Annotated in this window: 21 protein-coding genes and 2 other annotated features; all 21 genes read right to left on the bottom strand. The window is 41.3% G+C overall.

The window, feature by feature from the left end; genetic code table 11:
• Window positions 1-6: 6 nt before the first annotated feature.
• The 21 genes from rpoB to radA all read right to left on the bottom strand — a co-directional run bounded on the left by rpoB (window position 7) and on the right by radA (window position 19666).
• Window positions 7-3549 carry a DNA-directed RNA polymerase subunit beta gene (gene rpoB, locus AC0VYV_RS00795; RefSeq protein WP_194220285.1) on the bottom strand — a complete coding sequence of 1181 codons (3543 nt, stop codon included), beginning with the start codon at window positions 3547-3549 and terminating at the stop codon, window positions 7-9.
• Window positions 3550-3811: 262 nt separating this feature from the next.
• Window positions 3812-4411 carry a class I SAM-dependent methyltransferase gene (locus AC0VYV_RS00790; protein WP_475366288.1) on the bottom strand — a complete coding sequence of 200 codons (600 nt, stop codon included), beginning with the start codon at window positions 4409-4411 and terminating at the stop codon, window positions 3812-3814.
• Between the two features lie 116 nt (window positions 4412-4527).
• A complete protein-coding gene (gene rplL / locus AC0VYV_RS00785; protein WP_430246602.1) occupies window positions 4528-4890 on the bottom strand; it encodes a 50S ribosomal protein L7/L12 in 363 nt (120 codons plus the stop codon).
• Between the two features lie 54 nt (window positions 4891-4944).
• Entirely contained in the window at window positions 4945-5445 is a 501-nt protein-coding gene (rplJ, locus tag AC0VYV_RS00780; protein WP_160921565.1) for a 50S ribosomal protein L10, read from the bottom strand.
• A gap of 44 nt (window positions 5446-5489) precedes the next feature.
• Window positions 5490-5625: a sequence feature (ribosomal protein L10 leader region), on the bottom strand.
• A 58-nt stretch (window positions 5626-5683) separates the two neighbouring features.
• Complete coding sequence (rplA, locus tag AC0VYV_RS00775) at window positions 5684-6376, bottom strand: 50S ribosomal protein L1 (RefSeq protein ID WP_194220282.1); 693 nt, start codon at window positions 6374-6376, stop codon at window positions 5684-5686.
• Window positions 6377-6515: 139 nt separating this feature from the next.
• Complete coding sequence (gene rplK / locus AC0VYV_RS00770; protein WP_048313309.1) at window positions 6516-6941, bottom strand: 50S ribosomal protein L11; 426 nt, start codon at window positions 6939-6941, stop codon at window positions 6516-6518.
• Between the two features lie 148 nt (window positions 6942-7089).
• Window positions 7090-7623, bottom strand: a complete 534-nt coding sequence (gene nusG / locus AC0VYV_RS00765; RefSeq protein ID WP_194220281.1) for a transcription termination/antitermination protein NusG — start codon at window positions 7621-7623, stop codon at window positions 7090-7092.
• A gap of 78 nt (window positions 7624-7701) precedes the next feature.
• The gene (gene secE / locus AC0VYV_RS00760; protein WP_098445961.1) at window positions 7702-7896 is read right to left on the bottom strand and encodes a preprotein translocase subunit SecE; all 195 of its coding nucleotides are present in this window, start codon (window positions 7894-7896) and stop codon (window positions 7702-7704) included.
• A gap of 91 nt (window positions 7897-7987) precedes the next feature.
• Window positions 7988-8137 carry a 50S ribosomal protein L33 gene (rpmG, locus tag AC0VYV_RS00755; protein WP_194220280.1) on the bottom strand — a complete coding sequence of 50 codons (150 nt, stop codon included), beginning with the start codon at window positions 8135-8137 and terminating at the stop codon, window positions 7988-7990.
• Between the two features lie 259 nt (window positions 8138-8396).
• Complete coding sequence (gene sigH, locus AC0VYV_RS00750) at window positions 8397-9047, bottom strand: RNA polymerase sporulation sigma factor SigH (protein ID WP_194220319.1); 651 nt, start codon at window positions 9045-9047, stop codon at window positions 8397-8399.
• A gap of 115 nt (window positions 9048-9162) precedes the next feature.
• Window positions 9163-9672, bottom strand: a complete 510-nt coding sequence (locus tag AC0VYV_RS00745) for an NYN domain-containing protein (protein WP_475374371.1) — start codon at window positions 9670-9672, stop codon at window positions 9163-9165.
• Between the two features lie 3 nt (window positions 9673-9675).
• Window positions 9676-10422 (bottom strand): 23S rRNA (guanosine(2251)-2'-O)-methyltransferase RlmB, encoded by a 747-nt coding sequence (rlmB, locus tag AC0VYV_RS00740; RefSeq protein ID WP_226616809.1) that lies wholly within the window; start codon window positions 10420-10422, stop codon window positions 9676-9678.
• A complete protein-coding gene (locus AC0VYV_RS00735) occupies window positions 10415-10834 on the bottom strand; it encodes a Mini-ribonuclease 3 (protein ID WP_194220277.1) in 420 nt (139 codons plus the stop codon). The genes rlmB and AC0VYV_RS00735 overlap by 8 nt, the downstream gene beginning before the upstream one ends.
• 3 nt (window positions 10835-10837) lie before the next feature.
• The gene (gene cysS / locus AC0VYV_RS00730) at window positions 10838-12238 is read right to left on the bottom strand and encodes a cysteine--tRNA ligase (RefSeq protein WP_475373182.1); all 1401 of its coding nucleotides are present in this window, start codon (window positions 12236-12238) and stop codon (window positions 10838-10840) included.
• Entirely contained in the window at window positions 12228-12884 is a 657-nt protein-coding gene (gene cysE / locus AC0VYV_RS00725; RefSeq protein WP_404684295.1) for a serine O-acetyltransferase, read from the bottom strand. Before cysE ends, cysS begins: the two co-directional genes overlap by 11 nt.
• 118 nt (window positions 12885-13002) lie before the next feature.
• Window positions 13003-13225 (bottom strand) — a binding site (T-box leader).
• A gap of 15 nt (window positions 13226-13240) precedes the next feature.
• Window positions 13241-14710, bottom strand: a complete 1470-nt coding sequence (gltX, locus tag AC0VYV_RS00720) for a glutamate--tRNA ligase (protein WP_194220275.1) — start codon at window positions 14708-14710, stop codon at window positions 13241-13243.
• 68 nt (window positions 14711-14778) lie between these two features.
• Complete coding sequence (ispF, locus tag AC0VYV_RS00715; protein WP_194220274.1) at window positions 14779-15252, bottom strand: 2-C-methyl-D-erythritol 2,4-cyclodiphosphate synthase; 474 nt, start codon at window positions 15250-15252, stop codon at window positions 14779-14781.
• Window positions 15252-15944: a 2-C-methyl-D-erythritol 4-phosphate cytidylyltransferase gene (ispD, locus tag AC0VYV_RS00710; protein WP_475374370.1), complete on the bottom strand. Its 693-nt coding sequence runs from the start codon at window positions 15942-15944 to the stop codon at window positions 15252-15254. The genes ispF and ispD overlap by 1 nt, the downstream gene beginning before the upstream one ends.
• Window positions 15945-15969: 25 nt before the next feature.
• Window positions 15970-17067, bottom strand: a complete 1098-nt coding sequence (locus tag AC0VYV_RS00705; RefSeq protein WP_194220272.1) for a PIN/TRAM domain-containing protein — start codon at window positions 17065-17067, stop codon at window positions 15970-15972.
• Between the two features lie 160 nt (window positions 17068-17227).
• Complete coding sequence (disA, locus tag AC0VYV_RS00700; RefSeq protein WP_194220271.1) at window positions 17228-18289, bottom strand: DNA integrity scanning diadenylate cyclase DisA; 1062 nt, start codon at window positions 18287-18289, stop codon at window positions 17228-17230.
• Between the two features lie 3 nt (window positions 18290-18292).
• Window positions 18293-19666, bottom strand: a complete 1374-nt coding sequence (radA, locus tag AC0VYV_RS00695) for a DNA repair protein RadA (protein ID WP_194220270.1) — start codon at window positions 19664-19666, stop codon at window positions 18293-18295.
• Between the last annotated feature and the right edge of the window lie 171 nt (window positions 19667-19837).

Raw genomic sequence — 19837 nt, 5'->3', positions numbered from 1 at the left:
TAACCCTTACTCACTCGCCTGATTTGACCCAACATTCAAGTTTAATTTCTCACTGGATTGGTCTTCTTCATCGTCTAACTCTTTCATTTCAATTTCTTGCTCATCACTTGCTAGCATTTTGACATCCATACCAAGCGACTGCAATTCTTTGATTAGAACTTTAAACGATTCTGGAATACCAGGCTCAGGAACATTTTCGCCTTTTACGATTGCTTCGTAAGTCTTAACACGTCCAACAACATCATCCGACTTCACAGTCAAAATCTCTTGAAGGGTATATGCAGCACCATATGCTTCGAGTGCCCATACTTCCATCTCACCGAAACGCTGTCCACCGAATTGTGCTTTACCACCAAGCGGTTGCTGCGTAACAAGTGAATATGGTCCAGTAGAACGTGCGTGAAGCTTGTCATCGACCATGTGAGCAAGTTTGATCATATACATGACACCGACAGAAATGCGGTTATCAAATGGTTCGCCTGTGCGACCATCGTAAAGAACAGTTTTACCATCACGTGGCATTCCTGCTTCTTCTAGTGTTTCCCATACGTCTTCTTCACGAGCTCCATCAAATACCGGTGTTGCTACGTGAATTCCAAGTGCACGTGCGGCCATACCGATATGCAACTCTAGTACCTGTCCAATGTTCATACGAGAAGGAACACCTAGAGGATTCAACATGATATCGATCGGAGTTCCATCAGGCAAGTATGGCATATCTTCTTCAGGAAGAATCCTAGAGATTACACCTTTGTTACCATGACGTCCCGCCATTTTATCTCCTTCATGAATCTTACGCTTCTGTACAATATAAACACGAACAAGTTGATTTACTCCCGGAGGAAGCTCATCGCCGTCTTCACGGTTAAAGATCTTCACATCAAGTACAATACCATCTCCGCCGTGAGGTACACGTAGAGAAGTATCACGAACTTCACGAGCTTTTTCTCCAAAGATTGCATGAAGTAGACGTTCTTCAGCAGTTAGCTCTGTTACACCTTTAGGAGTAACTTTACCTACAAGGATATCTCCGTCTTTCACTTCAGCACCCATGCGAATAATTCCGCGTTCATCAAGGTTACGCAATGCGTCTTCCCCAACATTCGGAATGTCACGAGTGATTTCTTCAGGTCCTAGCTTTGTATCGCGAGCTTCTGATTCGTACTCTTCGATGTGAATTGAGGTATAAACGTCATCTTTTACAAGACGTTCGCTCATAATAATAGCATCCTCGTAGTTGTAACCTTCCCATGTCATAAACCCGACTAGGACGTTACGCCCAAGGGCCATTTCACCTTTTTCCATTGAAGGTCCGTCGCCAAGGATTTCTCCTTTTACAACGCGATCGCCTTCAACAACAATAGGCTTTTGGTTATAGCACGTTCCCTGGTTGGAACGAATGAATTTAAGCAATTTGTAACGATCAAGATCGCCTTTCACTTCCTGTCCATCAATGACGGAGATACGACGAACATGAATTTCTGCAGCAGATGCAAACTCGACTAGACCGTCATGCTTACAAATAACAGCAGCACCGGAATCTTTTCCGTTAACATGCTCCATACCTGTTCCGACAATTGGTGCTTCAGGAACCATCAAAGGTACAGCTTGACGCTGCATGTTCGCACCCATAAGCGCACGGTTGGAGTCATCATTCTCAAGGAACGGAATACAAGCCGTTGCGGCCGAAACTACCTGTTTCGGTGATACGTCCATGTAATCAATTTTTTCACGAGCGATGATAATGTTTTCGCTACGGAAACGAGCAACAATATCTTCGTCTTGGAATGAACCATCATCGTGTAGCTTAGCATTTGCCTGTGCCACAACGTAGTTATCCTGTTCATCAGCAGTTAGGTAGTCAATAAACTCCGTCACTTTACCTGTTTCAGGATCTACTCTGCGGTATGGCGTTTCAATAAAGCCAAATTTATTAACTCTCGCATAAGAAGACAATGAGTTAATAAGTCCGATGTTTGGTCCCTCTGGAGTTTCGATCGGACACATTCTGCCATAGTGGGAGTAATGTACGTCACGAACTTCAAAGCCAGCACGCTCACGTGTTAAACCACCAGGTCCTAGAGCAGATAAACGACGCTTGTGAGTTAACTCAGCTAGCGGGTTTGTCTGATCCATAAACTGGGACAACTGAGAGCTACCAAAGAATTCTTTAATAGAAGCGATAACAGGACGAATGTTGATAAGCGCCTGAGGCGTAATAACGTTCGTATCCTGAATAGACATACGTTCACGAACGACACGTTCCATACGAGATAAACCGATACGGAATTGGTTCTGAAGTAGTTCACCTACAGAACGAAGACGACGGTTACCTAGGTGATCAATGTCATCTGTGTTACCTACTTGATGTAGAAGGTTAAAGAAATAGTTAATAGAAGAAATGATGTCGCCAGGTGTGATATTCTTCACGCCTGTTTCAACTCCACCATTACCAATTACATTAATGACTCTTTCCCCTTCTGGATCATCAGGTGCGTATACCTTAATGGATTGCAGACCGATAGACTCATCTTCAATTACTCCACCGTGAGGTTCAACGTCCTTAAATCCAACGTTAGTCTCTAGAGCAGGAAGGATTCTGTCCAGTAGACGACGATCAAGGATCGCGCCTTCTTCTGCAATCACTTCGCCTGTTTCAGGATCAACAAGCGTTTCCGCAAGACGTTGATTGAATAGACGATTTTTAATATGAAGCTTCTTGTTAATCTTGTAACGTCCTACGTTCGCAAGATCATAGCGCTTTGGATCAAAAAAGCGAGAATCAAGTAAGCTTTTGGCGTTATCGACAGTCGGAGGCTCGCCAGGACGTAAGCGTTCGTAGATTTCTAGAAGCGCTTTTTCCGTGCCGTCCGTGTTGTCTTTTTCCAGGGTATTGCGAAGATACTCATCTTCACCTAGGAGATCTATGATTTCTTGATCAGACCCAAACCCTAACGCTCTGAGCAGCACCGTAATTGGTAGCTTTCTAGTACGATCAATTCGTACATAGACAATATCTTTGGCATCAGTTTCAAATTCCAGCCATGCTCCTCGGTTTGGAATGACAGTAGCTGTATATCCTTTTTTGCCGTTCTTATCGATCTTTTCACTATAGTAGACACTTGGAGAACGCACGAGCTGAGATACGATTACGCGTTCTGCCCCATTAATAATAAACGTACCTGTTTCAGTCATTAATGGGAAGTCACCCATGAACACTTCCTGTTCCTTTACTTCGCCTGTTTCTTTATTGATCAAGCGTACTTTTACACGTAAAGGCGCAGAATAGGTCACATCTCGCTCTTTGGTTTCTTCCACGGGATACTTAGGTTCACCGAGGCTGTAATCAATAAATTCCAGCACAAGATTACCAGTGAAATCTTCGATTGGAGAAATATCCTGAAACATTTCTCGTAAACCCTCATCAAGAAACCATTGATAAGAAGCCGTTTGAATCTCAATTAGATTTGGCAAATCCAACACTTCTTTGATTCGCGCGTAGCTTCTTCTTTGGCGGTGGCGTCCATACTGAACTAGTTGGCCTGTCAAATGATTCACCCCTCAAATCCAGCGTATTTATTTTCTTAGCCCAATGATATTCTGTTTTAAAAAGAATCTATCGTTGGACAAAAAAAGAAAAAGGGCATTGATAAAAATTCCCCTTAACTATAAGCGATTATATTAGTTTTTCCAGACGACGGCATTTTATACCTCTTTGCAAACGAATGTGAAAAAGGCCTGGAAAATCCATCATTGGCATTATGTTATATTAGCATAGGCCATCCATGAAGTCAAAGGATATTTTCATATTTTACTTGACTGCTTTAAGAATATAGTATCCTTTCTTTTTCACGACGGTTTCAACATGCTCAAACATTTCTTCGAGTCTGGTTATTGCAGATGGGGCCCCTTGCTTCTTTTGGATCACTACCCAAAGCGTCCCACCTTTTTTTAAAACGTCATAGGCCTCTTCAAGAATTCCATGAACAACTTGTTTACCTGCACGTATAGGAGGGTTCGTAAGGACAGACGCGAACGTTTTATCTTTTACGGCATTCAACTGATCACTTGCCATAACGCTCAAATTATGAACGCGATTCTTAATGGCATTGCTCATCGCAAGCTCTGTTGCGCGTTCATTTATGTCTAGCATATAAAAATAACGATTTGAAAATTCAGAAGCAAGTGAAATGCCGATCGGGCCATAGCCACATCCAACATCAACAATATCCCCTTCAAGTTCAGGTTCTTCAAATGATTCGATTAGAAGTTTACTCCCAAAATCGATTTCCTTCTTTGAAAAAACACCAGAATCAGTCGTGAATTGAAATTTACTTCCCCGTAAATCCGCATCAATTTTGTTCGGACTGCTTTTCACACCCGGATTCTTCGTATAATAATGTTCACCCATTGCTTTCCCTCTTTTCAACGTCATTTCTATAAGCCTAACCCCTATAACCAAACCAAAAATAATAGCGTCAAATAACAAAAAGCTCGCTTTTAAAAGCGAGCTTTTGTTTCAAACGACTACTTAACTTCGATTACTGCGCCAACTTCTTCAAGCTTGCCTTTAAGCTCTTCAGCTTCTTCTTTAGCAATGCCTTCTTTAATCGGGCTTGGTGCGCCATCAACTAGTTCTTTAGCTTCTTTCAAGCCAAGACCAGTGATTTCGCGAACAACTTTGATGACCTTGATTTTGCTGCTTCCAGCACTTTCAAGAACTACGTCAAATTCAGATTGCTCTTCAGCAGCACCTTCTGCTGCGCCACCTGCTGCTGCTACTGGAGCTGCTGCAGTTACACCAAATTCTTCTTCGATTGCTTTAACTAGGTCGTTAAGCTCAAGAACTGTCATTTCTTTGATTGCTTCAATGATTTGCTCGTTACCCATGAGTAAATCCTCCTTAATTTTTGTTTTATTTATACCAATTGATAGGCCGTGCGTTTACGCGCCTTGTTCTTCCTTTTGATCAGCCACAGCTTTTGTAGCAAGTGCCATATTGCGCATAGGTGCTTGAAGCACAGATAGCAACATAGAAAGTAGTCCATCGCGGTTTGGTAGGTCCGCAAGTTCTTTGATCTTTTCTACTGATACAACGCCGCCTTCGATTACGCCAGTCTTGATTTCAAGAGCTTCGTGATTCTTAGCGAAGTTGTTCAAAATTTTAGCAGGAGCAACAACATCTTCATTGCTGAACGCGATTGCCGTAGGTCCGACAAGGTGTTCATTCAAATCAGTAAGTTCAAGCTCTTCTGCCGCGCGACGAGTCATTGTGTTCTTGTAAACACGGAACTCAACGTTTGCATCACGCAATTGCTTACGAAGCTCAGTTACTTCAGAAACATCAAGTCCACGATAATCAACAAAAATTGTTGATTGGCTATCACGTAGTTTGTCTGCAATTTCCGTAACTAGTTGCTTCTTCTGTTCAACTATACTGCTCATAGTTCCACCTCCTAAAGAAATGTATCTATACCGCCCTGGAATATGAGGTCATATAAAAAGCCTTCACATCCGAAGACATGAAGGCTTTACGATTACATACGTATCGAATCACTTCACACCTCGGCAGGATATTAAGTGCAAGAACACCCCTGCTGTCTACGGTACAGAAAGTATTAATTTATCAAACAACATTTACAAGTATATTTAATAGCTACGCAAATGTCAACAGCTAATTTAATTAGCGGTAAGTTGATGCGTTAACTTTAACACCAGGTCCCATTGTAGATGTAACCGAAATGTTTTTAAGGTACGTACCTTTAGCTGCTGCTGGCTTAACTTTCACAAGTGTTTCTACAAGTGTGTTTAAGTTTTCAACAAGCTTGTCAGCTTCGAAAGATACTTTACCGATTGGTGCATGGACGTTACCAGCACGATCAACGCGGTACTCTACTTTACCAGCTTTGATTTCGTTAACAGCTTTTTCAACGTCGAACGTTACTGTTCCAGTTTTCGGGTTCGGCATTAAACCTTTTGGTCCAAGTACACGACCTAGTTTACCAACTTCGCCCATCATGTCTGGAGTTGCAACGATTACGTCAAACTCAAACCAACCTTCGTTGATTTTAGCGATATAGTCTGCTTCTCCTACATAGTCAGCGCCAGCTGCTTCAGCTTCTTTAGCCTTTTCGCCTTTAGCGAAAACAAGAACGCGTTGTGTTTTACCAGTTCCGTTTGGAAGTACAACCGCGCCACGAACCTGCTGGTCGTTTTTCTTAGGGTCTACTCCAAGACGAACTGCTGCTTCAACTGTTCCATCAAAGTTTCCTACAGATGTCTTTTTCACAAGTTCAACTGCTTCTTGAGGCTCATAGAAAGTTGTACGTTCAACTAGCTTGGCAGCCTCCTGGTATCTCTTACCTCTTTTTGCCATTTTGTGTTCCTCCTTGAATGTGGTTTAGCGGATTAACCTCCCACTATTTATGACGCCAAAATGTCGACATCATAATAAAAGTTGCGAACCTGTATAACACAGGCAGGAATCCCTTTTAATCGCAACGGCTTGTGTAACATTAATCTTCGATCGTAATTCCCATGCTACGTGCAGTACCTTCAACCATACGCATTGCAGAATCAACATTCGCTGCGTTAAGGTCTGGCATTTTTGTTTCAGCGATTTCACGCACTTTATCACGCTTCACAGTCGCAACTTTGTTGCGGTTTGGTTCACCAGAACCTGACTCGATACCTGCTGCTTTCTTAAGAAGAACTGCAGCTGGTGGAGTTTTAGTGATAAATGTAAATGAACGGTCTTCAAAAACCGTAATTTCTACTGGAATGATCATACCAGCTTGGTCAGAAGTACGAGCATTAAACTCTTTACAGAATCCCATAATGTTAACTCCAGCTTGACCTAGTGCAGGTCCTACTGGCGGTGCAGGATTCGCCTTCCCAGCCGGGATTTGCAATTTAACAACCTTGATTACCTTTTTAGCCACGCGACACACCTCCTTAAGTCCGTGATGTGGTATTTGGGTGTTTTACACCCTCCCACCTTATATATCAATTGAATGTCTCGATTAGTATGAGACTCATGAAACATTAAAATTCTATCATTAATCGAAAAGTTAAGCAAGGACTTTTCAATTAGAACTTCTCAACTTGTCCGAAATTAAGTTCAACAGGCGTTTCTCTGCCGAACATATTTACGTGCACTTTGACCTTTCCTTTGTCCGTATCGATCCCTTCAACAGAACCTACGAAATCAGCAAATGGACCTTCTTTCACTTTAACTTTCTCTTTAAGTTCAAAGTCTACATCTACTTTTGGTTGCTCCATACCCATTTGCTTAAGAAGTGATTCCACTTCTTCCGGAAGCAATGCAGTCGGTTTAGACCCAGCACCACTAGACCCTACGAATCCAGTAACACCTGGTGTATTCCGAACGACATACCATGAATCATCTGTCATGACCATTTCTGTAATAACATAGCCAGGAAAGACTTTTTTCATAACTGTCTTTTTCTTGCCGTTCTTCTCTTCTGTTTCTTCTTCTACCGGGACGAGAACACGAAAGATCTTATCCGTCATGCCCATTGTCTCAACCCTTTTCTCAAGGTTGGTTTTTACTTTGTTTTCATACCCCGAGTACGTATGAACAACATACCATCTTTTTTCCATATTTGCAGGACTGCGTCCTTCCCTCCCCAGCTCATTTACTCTCTCATTCTAACCTTCTGAATGAAAATTTATAACGAATTATCCTAAAATGAGGCGGATTATCGAGGAAATACCCTGGTCAATCAATGCGAAGAAAACAGCTATAAAAATAACCGTTGTAACAGTTACAATCGTATAGCGTGTTAATTCCTTACGCGTTGGCCAACTTACCCGCTTCATTTCACTTGCGACATTACGAAAGAACTTACCAGAACGTTGAACAATACTTGCCATTACTTGTTACCCCCAATTAATCTGGTGGAAAACTCCCCCGAGAATCTATTTTGATAAGGTTTGCCTCAAGAAGCAAACACCCTTCGAGGCATTACTTTGTTTCACGATGGACAGTGTGAACATCGCAGTATTTGCAATACTTCTTAACTTCCATGCGGGCCGGGCTCGTCTGTGAGTTTTTCATAGTTGTATAGTTTCGGCTATTGCATTGAACACATGCTAGTACTGCCTTTTTTCGCATAATGACACCTTCCTAAGCCGCGCAGTAGTGAAGTTTGTAATTTATATAAGCTATATTATTTCAAAAAAGAGCAAAATAAAAAAACGTTCAGCTACCCTGTGACGTTCTTACAAACCTAACAAAAAATTGACATTCTTACTTTTATCACTTTATCACAGCGTGTTTCAGCATGTCAATAAAGCGTCGGATAGGTACTCATAAGAAAAGAACAGGGAACTCGCCCCTGTTCTTTTCCCTAACCATCTTAGGTTTGTCCATATTAAAGGCTGACTTCACGTAGTTCGAGATAACGCTCTAACTTGCGTTTCACTCGTTGCAATGCGTTATCAATTGACTTGACGTGACGGTTTAGATCAACCGAAATTTCTTGGTATGAACGTCCATCGAGATAGAGCATTAGCACCTTTCTCTCTAAATCGCTCAAAATTTCTGACATTTTAAGTTCGATGTCATCAAATTCTTCCTGATTAATAATTAATTCCTCAGGATCTGTTACTTTCGTGCCGCATATAACGTCTAGAAGCGTACGATCAGACTCTTCATCGTAAATTGGCTTATCAAGCGATACGTAAGAGTTAAGCGGAATATGCTTCTGTCTTGTAGCGGTTTTGATAGCTGTAATCATCTGCCGGGTGATGCATAATTCGGCAAACGCTTTAAAAGATGAGAACTTGTCTCCTCTAAAATCACGAATGGCTTTGTAGAGACCGATCATCCCTTCTTGGATGATATCTTCTCGGTCTGCTCCAATGAGAAAATACGACCTCGCCTTAGCGCGTACGAAATTTTTGTACTTCGTAATCAAATGTTCCAACGCTCTACTGTGACCTTCATGAACCATGATGACGAGCATTTCATCATCAAGTTGATCGAATGCTACGTGTTCCAGGTGTCTTTGGTCTACTGACAGTTGTTCTTGATTTACCGTGCTTTCTTTGAGGTCTACTGTACTCAATATGCGTTCCCCCCGACCAGTACGCTATATAGAAATATTATACAGTACGTGTCGAAAAATCGTCAACCGCCTATTTACCGCCTCTTCGCCATTTTTCAAATATTTCGCTAATTTCTTCTGATAAATGCAGGCCACCAGAACGATTGCGACGATTTTCAATATTTACACTTTTTTCAATTCCTTTTTCAATTCCTTGCATTTCGTTGTAAAGTTCACGCGCCGATTTCCTAAGTGCACCTTGGCCAAAGATAGCCCATTGCTCTGTAAAATCTGATGTTGCCACATGTATTTGCGTTCTTATACCCTTCAGTTTCCTCGCCATTTTCTCAATCCGCTCATCTGCTGTTTCATTTTCTCTCGTATAAATAACATCAATTCTGTATTGGCTATGACGTTTTTCAATACCATGAGAGAGGTGAGCGTCAAAAACGACGATCACCTGATACCCGGTATAAGCTTGATATTCGGCCATTTTTTCAATTAGAAGCTCACGTGCTTTACTGAAATCTCTCTCTTTAAGTGTTCGCAATTCTGGCCATGCACCAATAATGTTATAGCCATCAACTAACAGCACGTCCATTATTTACTCCCCCAAAGGATGACGTTGTCGGTAAACCTCATACATCATTAACCCTGCAGCAACTGAAGCGTTGAGAGAGGTTACTTTTCCGGCCATTGGAAGACTTACTAAGAAATCACATTTATCCTTAATAAGACGTCCCATCCCTTTACCTTCACTTCCGATGACAAGTCCGATCCCCATATCATAGTCTGCCTGACGATAGTCCTGCCCCCCGGTTGCATCAGTGCCCACAAACCACAAGCCGCGGTCTTTCAACTCGTCCATTGTTCTAGCAAGGTTCGTTACTCGCGCAACCGGGATATACTCAATCGCTCCTGTAGAAGATTTGGCAACGGTAGAAGTTAAACCAACCGCTCTTCTTTTTGGAATAATAACTCCATGAGCTCCTGCAGAATCCGCTGTTCTTAATATAGATCCTAGATTATGAGGATCTTCAATTTCATCAAGAATAAGGAAAAACGGCGGCTTCCCAGAATCCTCTGCTTTCTTAAATAAATCCTCAAGATCAGCATATTCATAAGCCGCAATTGAAGCGACAACACCTTGATGGTTACTTTCCCCGGATAGTTGTTCTAGCTTTCGTTTCGGCACGAACTGCACGAGTACATTTTGTTCCTTTGCTTTTTGTATCAAGTTTTGAAGAGGGCCTTTTTGAGACCCTTCATTTATCCAAATTTTATTGATTTCGTGTCCCGATCGTAATGCTTCAAGAACCGAATTTCGTCCTACAATAAATTCTTTATCCATCTGACTTCACTTCTTTCTTCGGTTGTTCTACGAATTCATAAAGCTTTTGTAACAATTCATTTACTCTCTCTTCATTTCCCTTTAAATGATGGTACCCAAACAAAGCTTCAAGGGCTGTTGAATATTTGTACGTACTTACGCTCGTATTCTTTGGGACAGTTCCCGATTTAGCATTTCTTCCTCGGCGCACAACACCAGCTTCTTCCTCTGTCAGCCATTCTTTGTTTAATACATGGTGCAGGAACGCTGCCTGTGCTTTTGCAGAAACATACGTCGTTGCTGTTCGGTGCAGCTGATTAGGTCGAATGTGACCAAGTGAAAGCAGCCGCTTCCGAACGTTAATTTCAATAACAGAATCTCCCATATAAGCAAGCGCAAGTGAATTAAGTTGTTTTGCATCGATTTCCTTCATGCGCTACATCCTTTTCCAGCGAACACCTTGAGGTGTATCCTCAAGAAGAATTCCCTGTTCTTTTAATTCATCACGAATTTCATCTGCTCTTCCAAAATCACGTTGCTTCCTTGCTTCATTTCGTTCTTCTATCAGTTGATCCACATCTTCATCAAGTAGAGCTTTTTCTCTTTTGAAGGAAATGCCAAGAACGGAACCAAAGTCTTCAAAGCGCTCCATAAATAGTTCAAGAATCTCCATGGATGAATTTGTCCCCTGGAGGTAGAGATTAGCTTCTTTAGAAAGTTCAAATAAAATGGAGATCGCATTCGCCGTATTAAAATCATCGTCCATTTCTGTAACGAAGCGTTCACGATATCCCTCAATTTTCTCTTGCCATTTCTCAACTTCTCCATCAAGGTCAGCACTGTGTTGAAGGCGGTGCTCAAGGTTTTCTACCGTATCCTTAATGCGATCAAGTCCTGTTTTAGCACTTGCCAGGAGCTCATGGTCAAAGTTAATGGGATTACGATAATGAACAGACAACATAAAGAATCGAATCGCTTCTGGGTCATGCTGTTTAATCAAGTCATGAACAAGGACAAAATTACCTAGTGATTTAGACATTTTCTCGTTGTTAATATTGATATACCCGTTGTGAAGCCAATAATTCGCAAAAGTATGCCCAGTTAACGCTTCCGTTTGCGCTACTTCATTTTCATGGTGAGGGAATGCCAGATCTTTTCCTCCCGCATGAATATCAATTGTATCTCCTAAATATTTCTTCGCCATCGCCGAGCATTCAATATGCCAGCCTGGTCGCCCCTCTCCCCATGGACTCGCCCATGAAATTTCACCTTCTTTTGCAGATTTCCAAAGTGTAAAATCAAGAGGGTCTTCTTTCTTTTCACCCACCACAATTCGAGAACCGAGCTTAAGCTCATCGATGGACTGGTGTGAAAGTTTTCCATAACCTTCGAATTGACGAGTTCTAAAGTACACATCTCCTTCAGACTCATATGCGTAGTTCTTTTCAATAAGAGCTGTGATAAAATCAATGATTTCCTGCATGTTCTCTGTTACTCTTGGATGTTCGTCTGCTTTCTTAACGCCAAGCGCACCCGTATCTTCATGATAAGCACCGATAAATCGTTCAGCCACTGCCGGTACATCTTCACCCAATTCATTGGCCGCTCGAATCAATTTATCATCTACATCCGTAAAGTTAGAAACATACTGCACATCATAATCTCTGTATTGCAGATAACGACGGACAACATCAAAGACAATAGCAGGGCGCGCGTTACCAATATGAATATAGTTGTATACGGTCGGACCGCACACGTACATCCGTACTTTACCTTCTTCAATTGGTTGAAACGTTTCTTTTTTCTGTGTCAATGTATTATATAGCTTAATCGCCATAACTTTCACTCCTCTTCCTTAACGTTCGGACTTCCTCTGTTAACTCTCGCAATTCTTGTTCCATTTGCTTAAATTTATCAGCCACTGGATCCGGCATCTTATGATGGTCAAGATTATGTGGAACTTTCACTCCATTTTGGATAACGACTCTTCCAGGTATACCTACCACAGTTGAATTAACAGGCACATCCTGCAAAACAACTGACCCGGCACCTACTTTGGAATTCTCTCCTATCGTGATGGAGCCTAGCACCTTCGCTCCCGTCGCAACAAGCGTATTATCCCCAAGAGTTGGATGACGTTTCCCTTTTTCTTTACCAGTTCCCCCAAGTGTTACGCCTTGGAATAACGTCACATTATTTCCAATCTCACATGTTTCTCCAATAACAACACCCATACCGTGATCAATAAAACAACGTTCTCCAATTGTTGCTCCTGGATGAATTTCGATACCTGTGAAAAATCGACTGATTTGCGATACTGCTCTAGCAAGAAAGAAAAACTTCTTTTTCCAAAACCAGTGTGCCACTCGATGTGACCATATTGCGTGAAGGCCAGCATAAGTTAAAATAACCTCAAAATAACTTCGTGCTGCTGGATCTTGATCAAAGACCACATCGATATCCTGCTTCAACGTCTTCCACATGTCTTCACCTCTCTCCGTATACTCCCATAAGGTCAACTAGAATGTAGGTTCACCCTCTTAGCGTTCCAAAGAACAATAATTATTAAAAAAAAAGCGCCCCTGTGTGATGACTCCATCACACAGAGACGCTATTCGCGTGGTTCCACTCTGCTTCGAACATTTTTACAAATGTTCCTATCACCGATAACGGCGGCACCGCTCCTACCTAATCACCATAAAGGCTTTCTGCAGAAGACTCAGAGGGGCATTTCAATGAATGAATACTTAAGCTGCTTTCAGCCGAGGACAGCTCTCTCTATAAAGAATTACACTCATTTACTTTTCCTCTTCAACGTTTGTTGTCAATTGGTTTATTATTATGCTTTATTCATCGCAAGAACTTGATTCAAACGAGCATTAACTGCTTCTCTTCCAAGTAAGGCAATCGCCTGTGGTAGTTCAGGTCCATGTGTTTCACCTGTCGTAGCTACACGTATTGGCATAAAGAGTTTTTTACCTTTATGACCAGTTGCCTTTTGAGTAGCCTTGATAGCTGATTTAATCGCAGCTGGCTCAAATTCTTCAACTTCTTTAAGTTGGTCTAAGAATCCTTGCATCACTTCAGGAATTTGCTCTTCGTTTAGTACTGTCATTGCCTCTTCATTATACTGAATTTCTTGCTTAAAGAACAACTCAGTAAGCTCAACAATTTCTCTACCATAGTGAAGTTGTTCTTGATAAAGGGCGATTAGTTCTTGAGCCCATTCCTTTTGTTCCGCTGTCATTTCAAGAGGGAATCTTCCTGCTTCAACAAGATGTGGAAGAGTAAGTTCAACCACTCGATCAAGACTCGCCTGTTTAATATATTGATTATTCATCCAGTAGAGTTTTTGTGAATCAAAAACTGCCGGCGAAGTGGACAAGCGTTCTGGATCAAAGATTTCGATCAATTGCTCTTTCGTAAACAGCTCTTCTTCTCCCTTAGGCGACCAACCAAGTAGTGTCACAAAATTAAATAACGCTTCTGGAAGAAAACCTAAGTCATGGTACTGTTCAATATACTGCACAATTGATTTATCCCGCTTACTAAGCTTCTTCTTCTGATCATTAACGATCAGTGTCATATGACCAAATTTAGGTGGTTCAAAACCAAATGCTTCGTAGATCATTAACTGCTTAGGTGTGTTTGAGATATGATCATCCCCACGAAGAACGTGAGAAATCTTCATATGGTGATCATCGAGAGCAACTGCATAGTTGTAAGTCGGAATACCGTTCTTCTTAACGATAACAAAGTCGCCAATTCCATTCGATTCAAAGGATACGCGGTCTTTTACAACATCGTCAAACGAATATTCTTTATCACGTGGAACTGCAAAACGAATGCTCGGTTCTCTACCTTCCGCTTCTAACTTTTCACGCTGATCTTCTGTAAGATGTCGACATTTTCCAGAATATCGAGGCATTTCTCCTCGCGCACGCTGTGCTTCTCGCTCTGCCTCAAGCTCATCTTCTGTACAATAACATTTATATGCAAGTTCTTTATTCAAAAGCTCTTTTGTATGTTCAGTATAAATATCTAGACGTTCCATTTGAGTATATGGACCGTATTCTCCCTCTTTATCGATACTTTCATCCCAATCCATTCCTAGCCACTTTAAGTAATCAAGCTGATTCTCAACGCCGCCTTCAACATTACGAGACTGGTCCGTATCTTCAATACGAATGATGAACTTACCGCCTTGATTTCTAGCAAACAAATAATTAAATAACGCCGTTCTTGCATTCCCAATATGTAAATAACCTGTTGGGCTCGGCGCATAACGTACGCGTACTTCGTTTCCCATTATATCCACCACCATTAATTATTATCTTTAACTGTCTTATTATTTTACCATTACCGTCAAATTATCGGTCAAGCTTTTTGAAGCAATACGACAACTTCAGCCGCAATTCCTTCCCCTCTACCAGTAAATCCAAGCTTCTCTGAAGTAGTAGCTTTCACATTCACCTGGCTAATGTCACCCTCAAGTAAATGAGCAATCACTTCACGCATAGCTGAAATATGAGGAGCCATTTTGGGAAGCTGCGCAATAATCGTGCAATCCACATTACCGAGCGTGAAGCCTTTTTCCTTCACAATTCCAAATACATGTCGAAGAAGTTCCTTTGAATCAGCATCTTTAAAAGCTTCATCTGTATCGGGAAAATGTTTTCCTATATCGCCTTCTCCAATAGCCCCAAGACAAGCATCCGCAACGGAATGCAGGAGTACGTCTGCATCGGAATGACCAAGCAAACCTTTCTCAAATGGAATGGTAACCCCTCCAATAATACACGGACGGTCTTCCACTAACTTATGTACATCAAAGCCATGACCAACTCGCATTAAACTCCACTCTCCCTCTTCTCTCGCAAGATCGCTCTCGCAAAAATTAAATCTTCAGGTGTTGTTAATTTCACATTCCAATAATCGCCCGGGATCACTTGGACTGAGCGTCCATTCATCTCTACTAAACTGGCGTCGTCAGTTCCAATCACACCGTTCTCCTCAGCCCATTTATGAACTCCTTTGATGACCGAAAGACGAAAAGCCTGTGGAGTTTGCACGGCCCACAAGCTTGAGCGATCAATGGTTTTCTGCACCTTCAGTTCATCCACTTGCTTCACTGTGTCCTTAACTGGAACAGCTACAATCGCACCATCGTAATCTTTAGCTGCTGTCGCCGCTTGATTTGCAACTTCATGTGTAAAAAATGGACGGGCGCCATCGTGAATTAAAACAATTTTATCCCCTTGCAATGCTTTAAGTCCTTCATAAACACTTTGCTGACGTTCATAGCCACCTGTTACGACACGACTTACCTTTGTTAATCCATATTCCTGAATAAGCGAGTGAAAATCTTCATGCTCACGTTCATTTACAGCGAGCACGATCTCCTCGCAATGTGGGTCACTCTGAAAAACCGATATCGTATGAACGATAATCGGTTTTCCTTCAAGCATAATAAATTGTTTGTTTTTGCCTGCGTTCATCCTTTTTCCCTGTCCGGCAGCAGGAATGACTACTGAATATTTCAAAGCTAGAACCCCCGTCGCCTATCACTTAAAGTGCTTTTTCGAGTAGTTTGGGTTTGGCAAAAATCATGCGTCCAGCTGATGTCTGCAATACGCTTGTTACAAGAACATCAATCGTTTTGCCAATATAATTCCTACCTTCTTCCACTACAATCATTGTACCATCGTCTAGATAGGCTACGCCCTGATTATATTCTTTTCCATCTTTGATGACTTGAACATTAAGCTCTTCACCAGGGAGAACGACTGGTTTAACCGCATTAGCTAAATCGTTGATGTTCAACACTTGAACCTTTTGAAGTTCGCATACTTTATTTAAGTTAAAGTCGTTTGTAACAACCATGCCATTAACAAGCTTGGCAAGCTTAACCAATTTACTATCAACTTCTTGAATTTCTTCAAAATCACCTTCGTATATTTCCACATTCACCGCAAGCTCTTTTTGTATCTTGTTTAGTATATCAAGACCTCGACGACCACGGTTTCGTTTCAAAACGTCTGATGAATCAGCAATATGCTGCAATTCCTCCAGTACAAATTGTGGTATAACGAGTGTTCCTTCAAGAAAACCAGTTTGACAGATATCAGCAATTCTTCCGTCAATAATTACGCTTGTATCAAGGATTTTCAATTTGGATGAACCAGAATCAATTTCATCCTCATCGTTATCCTTTTTCTTATCTTTTCCTTTGGTGTTCGAGAAAAGATTAATCAGCTCATCACGCTTTTTAAATCCAACCTGGAATCCAAAATACCCAAGCAAAATGGTAATGAAAATCGGCAGAATGTTACTCACAACTGGAAAATTAATCTCAGCCAGAGGTACGGTTAGTAAAAATGCAATTATAAGTCCAATAATCAGTCCAATTGCCCCAAATAGTACGTCTCCAACCGGTGCACTAACAACCTTTTCTTCAACCAGACGAATGAAATCGACAATATAATCTGTCACCCAAAAAGTTGCTAGAAAGAACAACACCGCTCCTATGACAGCACCTGCATAAGAATTAGTAAATACTGCTGGAAGGTCCCCTATATTGAGTAATTGTATTAAATCTGGTAAGTATACTAATCCCAGTGCTCCGCCTAAAATGATAAAAAATAACTGTACAATCCACTTTATCATTGACGTTTTCACCTCCTTTTAACATTATAAACAAATTCTCAGAATTGAAACATAAATCCTTGAAGTTTGTGAATTTTATAGTATGATTATAGGTTAGCTTGCATGACTATAAATTAATTATAGATTAGCACACCCCCTATGGAATGTCTATTTCACAGCCCTATATGTGGCGATCTACAAAGAGTTGCTCCTGAATTCGTTTCAATCCATCTTTAATTTTCTTAGCTCGAATGGCCCCAATTCCATCTACATGATCGAGTTCTTCAATAGAGGCTTTAGAAATAGCGTTAAGGTTTTCAAAACTATCTACCAAGTTCTCAATTATATTTGATGGCAGTCTCGGAATTTTATGCAAGATCCGATACCCTCTCGGTGCTACATTCTCATTTTGATCATGATAACCCAGAATTCTCATAATGGCATTGTCTTCTAGTAAGTCATCACTTGAAAGCTTCTTTAAACGTTTCATAACATCAGCTGGAGATTCATCCACATCTTTTACGTAATCTCCAATCAGCCACTTTGCTTCCGATTCAAGATTCGAAACAAGCTCTTCCATCTGCATACTAATCAGTCGTCCTTCCGTACCAAGCTCATTAATGTAGTTAAGGATCTCTTTTTTGATGCGCAAAACCATCTCAATACGATGGATAACTTGAGCAACTTCCTGAAGGGTTACGAGTTCTTCAAACTCAAGAGCTCCGAGATCGGTAATCCCTTGATCAAGAACTGATTTGTATTTTTCAAGTGTTTGCATCGCCTGATTCGCTTTTGTCAGTATAACGCCGATTTCCTTTAATGAATATCGAATACTTCCTTGATAAAGTGTAATAACGTTACGACGCTGTGAGATCGAGATCACTAGATTACCTGTTTGCTTGGCGACGCGTTCCGCTGTTCGATGTCGGATACCCGTCTCAGTAGACGGGATCGAAGTCTCAGGTATTAACTGTGTATTAGCATAAAGGATTTTAGAAGCTTCTTTGTTTAAAATAATGGCTCCATCCATTTTCGCAAGCTCATACAAGTAAGCAGGGGTAAACCGACACTCTATTGAAAATCCACCATCAACAATGTCCTGCAATTTCCCATCATACCCTACAACGATTAAACCGCCAGTATTAGCTCGTAGTATATTATCGATTCCATGCCTTAACTGCGTACCGGGTGCAACGATTTTTAGAATTTCATTTATGATTTCCTGCTGCTTATCGATCTCCATCTTCTACCCTCCTAGCGCTTCATTTAATGCTTCATCTACGGTTTGAACTCCAATAACCTGAATACCTTCAGGGAAAGTCCAACCACCTATATTTTTCTTCGGAATAATAGCCCGCTCAAAACCAAGTTTGGCAGCTTCAATCACTCGTTGTTCGATGCGTGATACCCTTCTGATTTCTCCTGTTAGTCCAATTTCTCCTACCACAATATCTGATGGACGTGTTGGTTGATCTCTAAAACTGGACGCGATTGAAACTGCAATAGCAAGATCAATTGCCGGCTCATCAAGTCGCACACCACCCGCAACATTTAAATAGGCATCCTGATTTTGCAGGAGAAGTCCTACTCTTTTCTCAAGCACTGCCATTAATAGAGAAACGCGATTATGATCAATCCCTGTCGCGGTTCTTCGTGGATTCCCAAAGCTTGTTGGTGATATTAATGCCTGGATCTCAACTAGAACAGTTCTTGTTCCCTCCATAGATGCAACAACCGTTGAACCAGCTGATCCAGATGATCGTTCTTCTAGAAAGATTTCTGAAGGGTTCAGCACTTCTTCAAGCCCCTCTTCCTTCATCTCAAAAACACCAATTTCATTTGTTGAGCCAAAACGGTTCTTTACTCCGCGTAGAATTCGAAACGTATGGTGACGTTCCCCTTCAAAATAAAGCACAGCGTCAACCATATGTTCTAAAAGTCTCGGACCAGCAATTGACCCCTCTTTTGTCACATGGCCAACAATGAAAATAGCTATTCCTCTTGTTTTAGCTATACGCATAAGTTGAGAAGTACATTCCCGCACTTGTGAAACACTTCCGGGTGCAGACGTAACTTCTGACCTGAAAATGGTTTGGATCGAATCGATGATCACAAGCTGGGGGTTTATTTCTTCAATTGCTTTACTAATATACTCAAGATCAGTCTCTGCTAATACATATAATTTTTCTGCATCGACTCCTAGACGATCTGCACGAAGCTTCGTCTGCTTGACAGACTCTTCACCAGAGATATATAGAACCGGATGATCTTGGTCAGCAAGCTTTGATGACGTTTGGAGCAAAAGAGTTGACTTACCAATACCCGGGTCCCCTCCAACAAGTACGAGGGAGCCTGGTACTACTCCGCCGCCTAACACGCGATCAAGCTCTGTAATATGAGTTAAAATTCTAGGCTCCATTTCTTTTTGAATACGTCGGATGGACGTCGGTTTACTTGCAGTTTCATTACTTGAAGTAACAAAACGTCTTCGGTCATTGTCACCTGGTACAACCTCTTCCACCATAGTATTCCATTGATGGCACCCCGGACATTTCCCCATCCATTTAGCAGATTCATAGCCACAATCCTGACACATAAATTTCGTTTTTTTCTTTGCCATTTAACACCCTCACCTTCACGATCAACCGAACAAATTACTATCTTTATTTTATCACAACTTATAAGTTCCTATGAACTCATAATGATTGGCAGATTTAAAAAGTTCTCTAGGACAAGTAAACCGTCCTGATTATTGAAATAAACTGCTTTTCAACTCTTTTACTCTAGCATC

Source organism: Anaerobacillus sp. QJM3NY_17 (genome assembly GCF_056173665.1).
The sequence above is the reverse complement of the archived record's forward strand: the minus strand, read 5'-3'. Positions and strand labels throughout refer to the sequence as shown.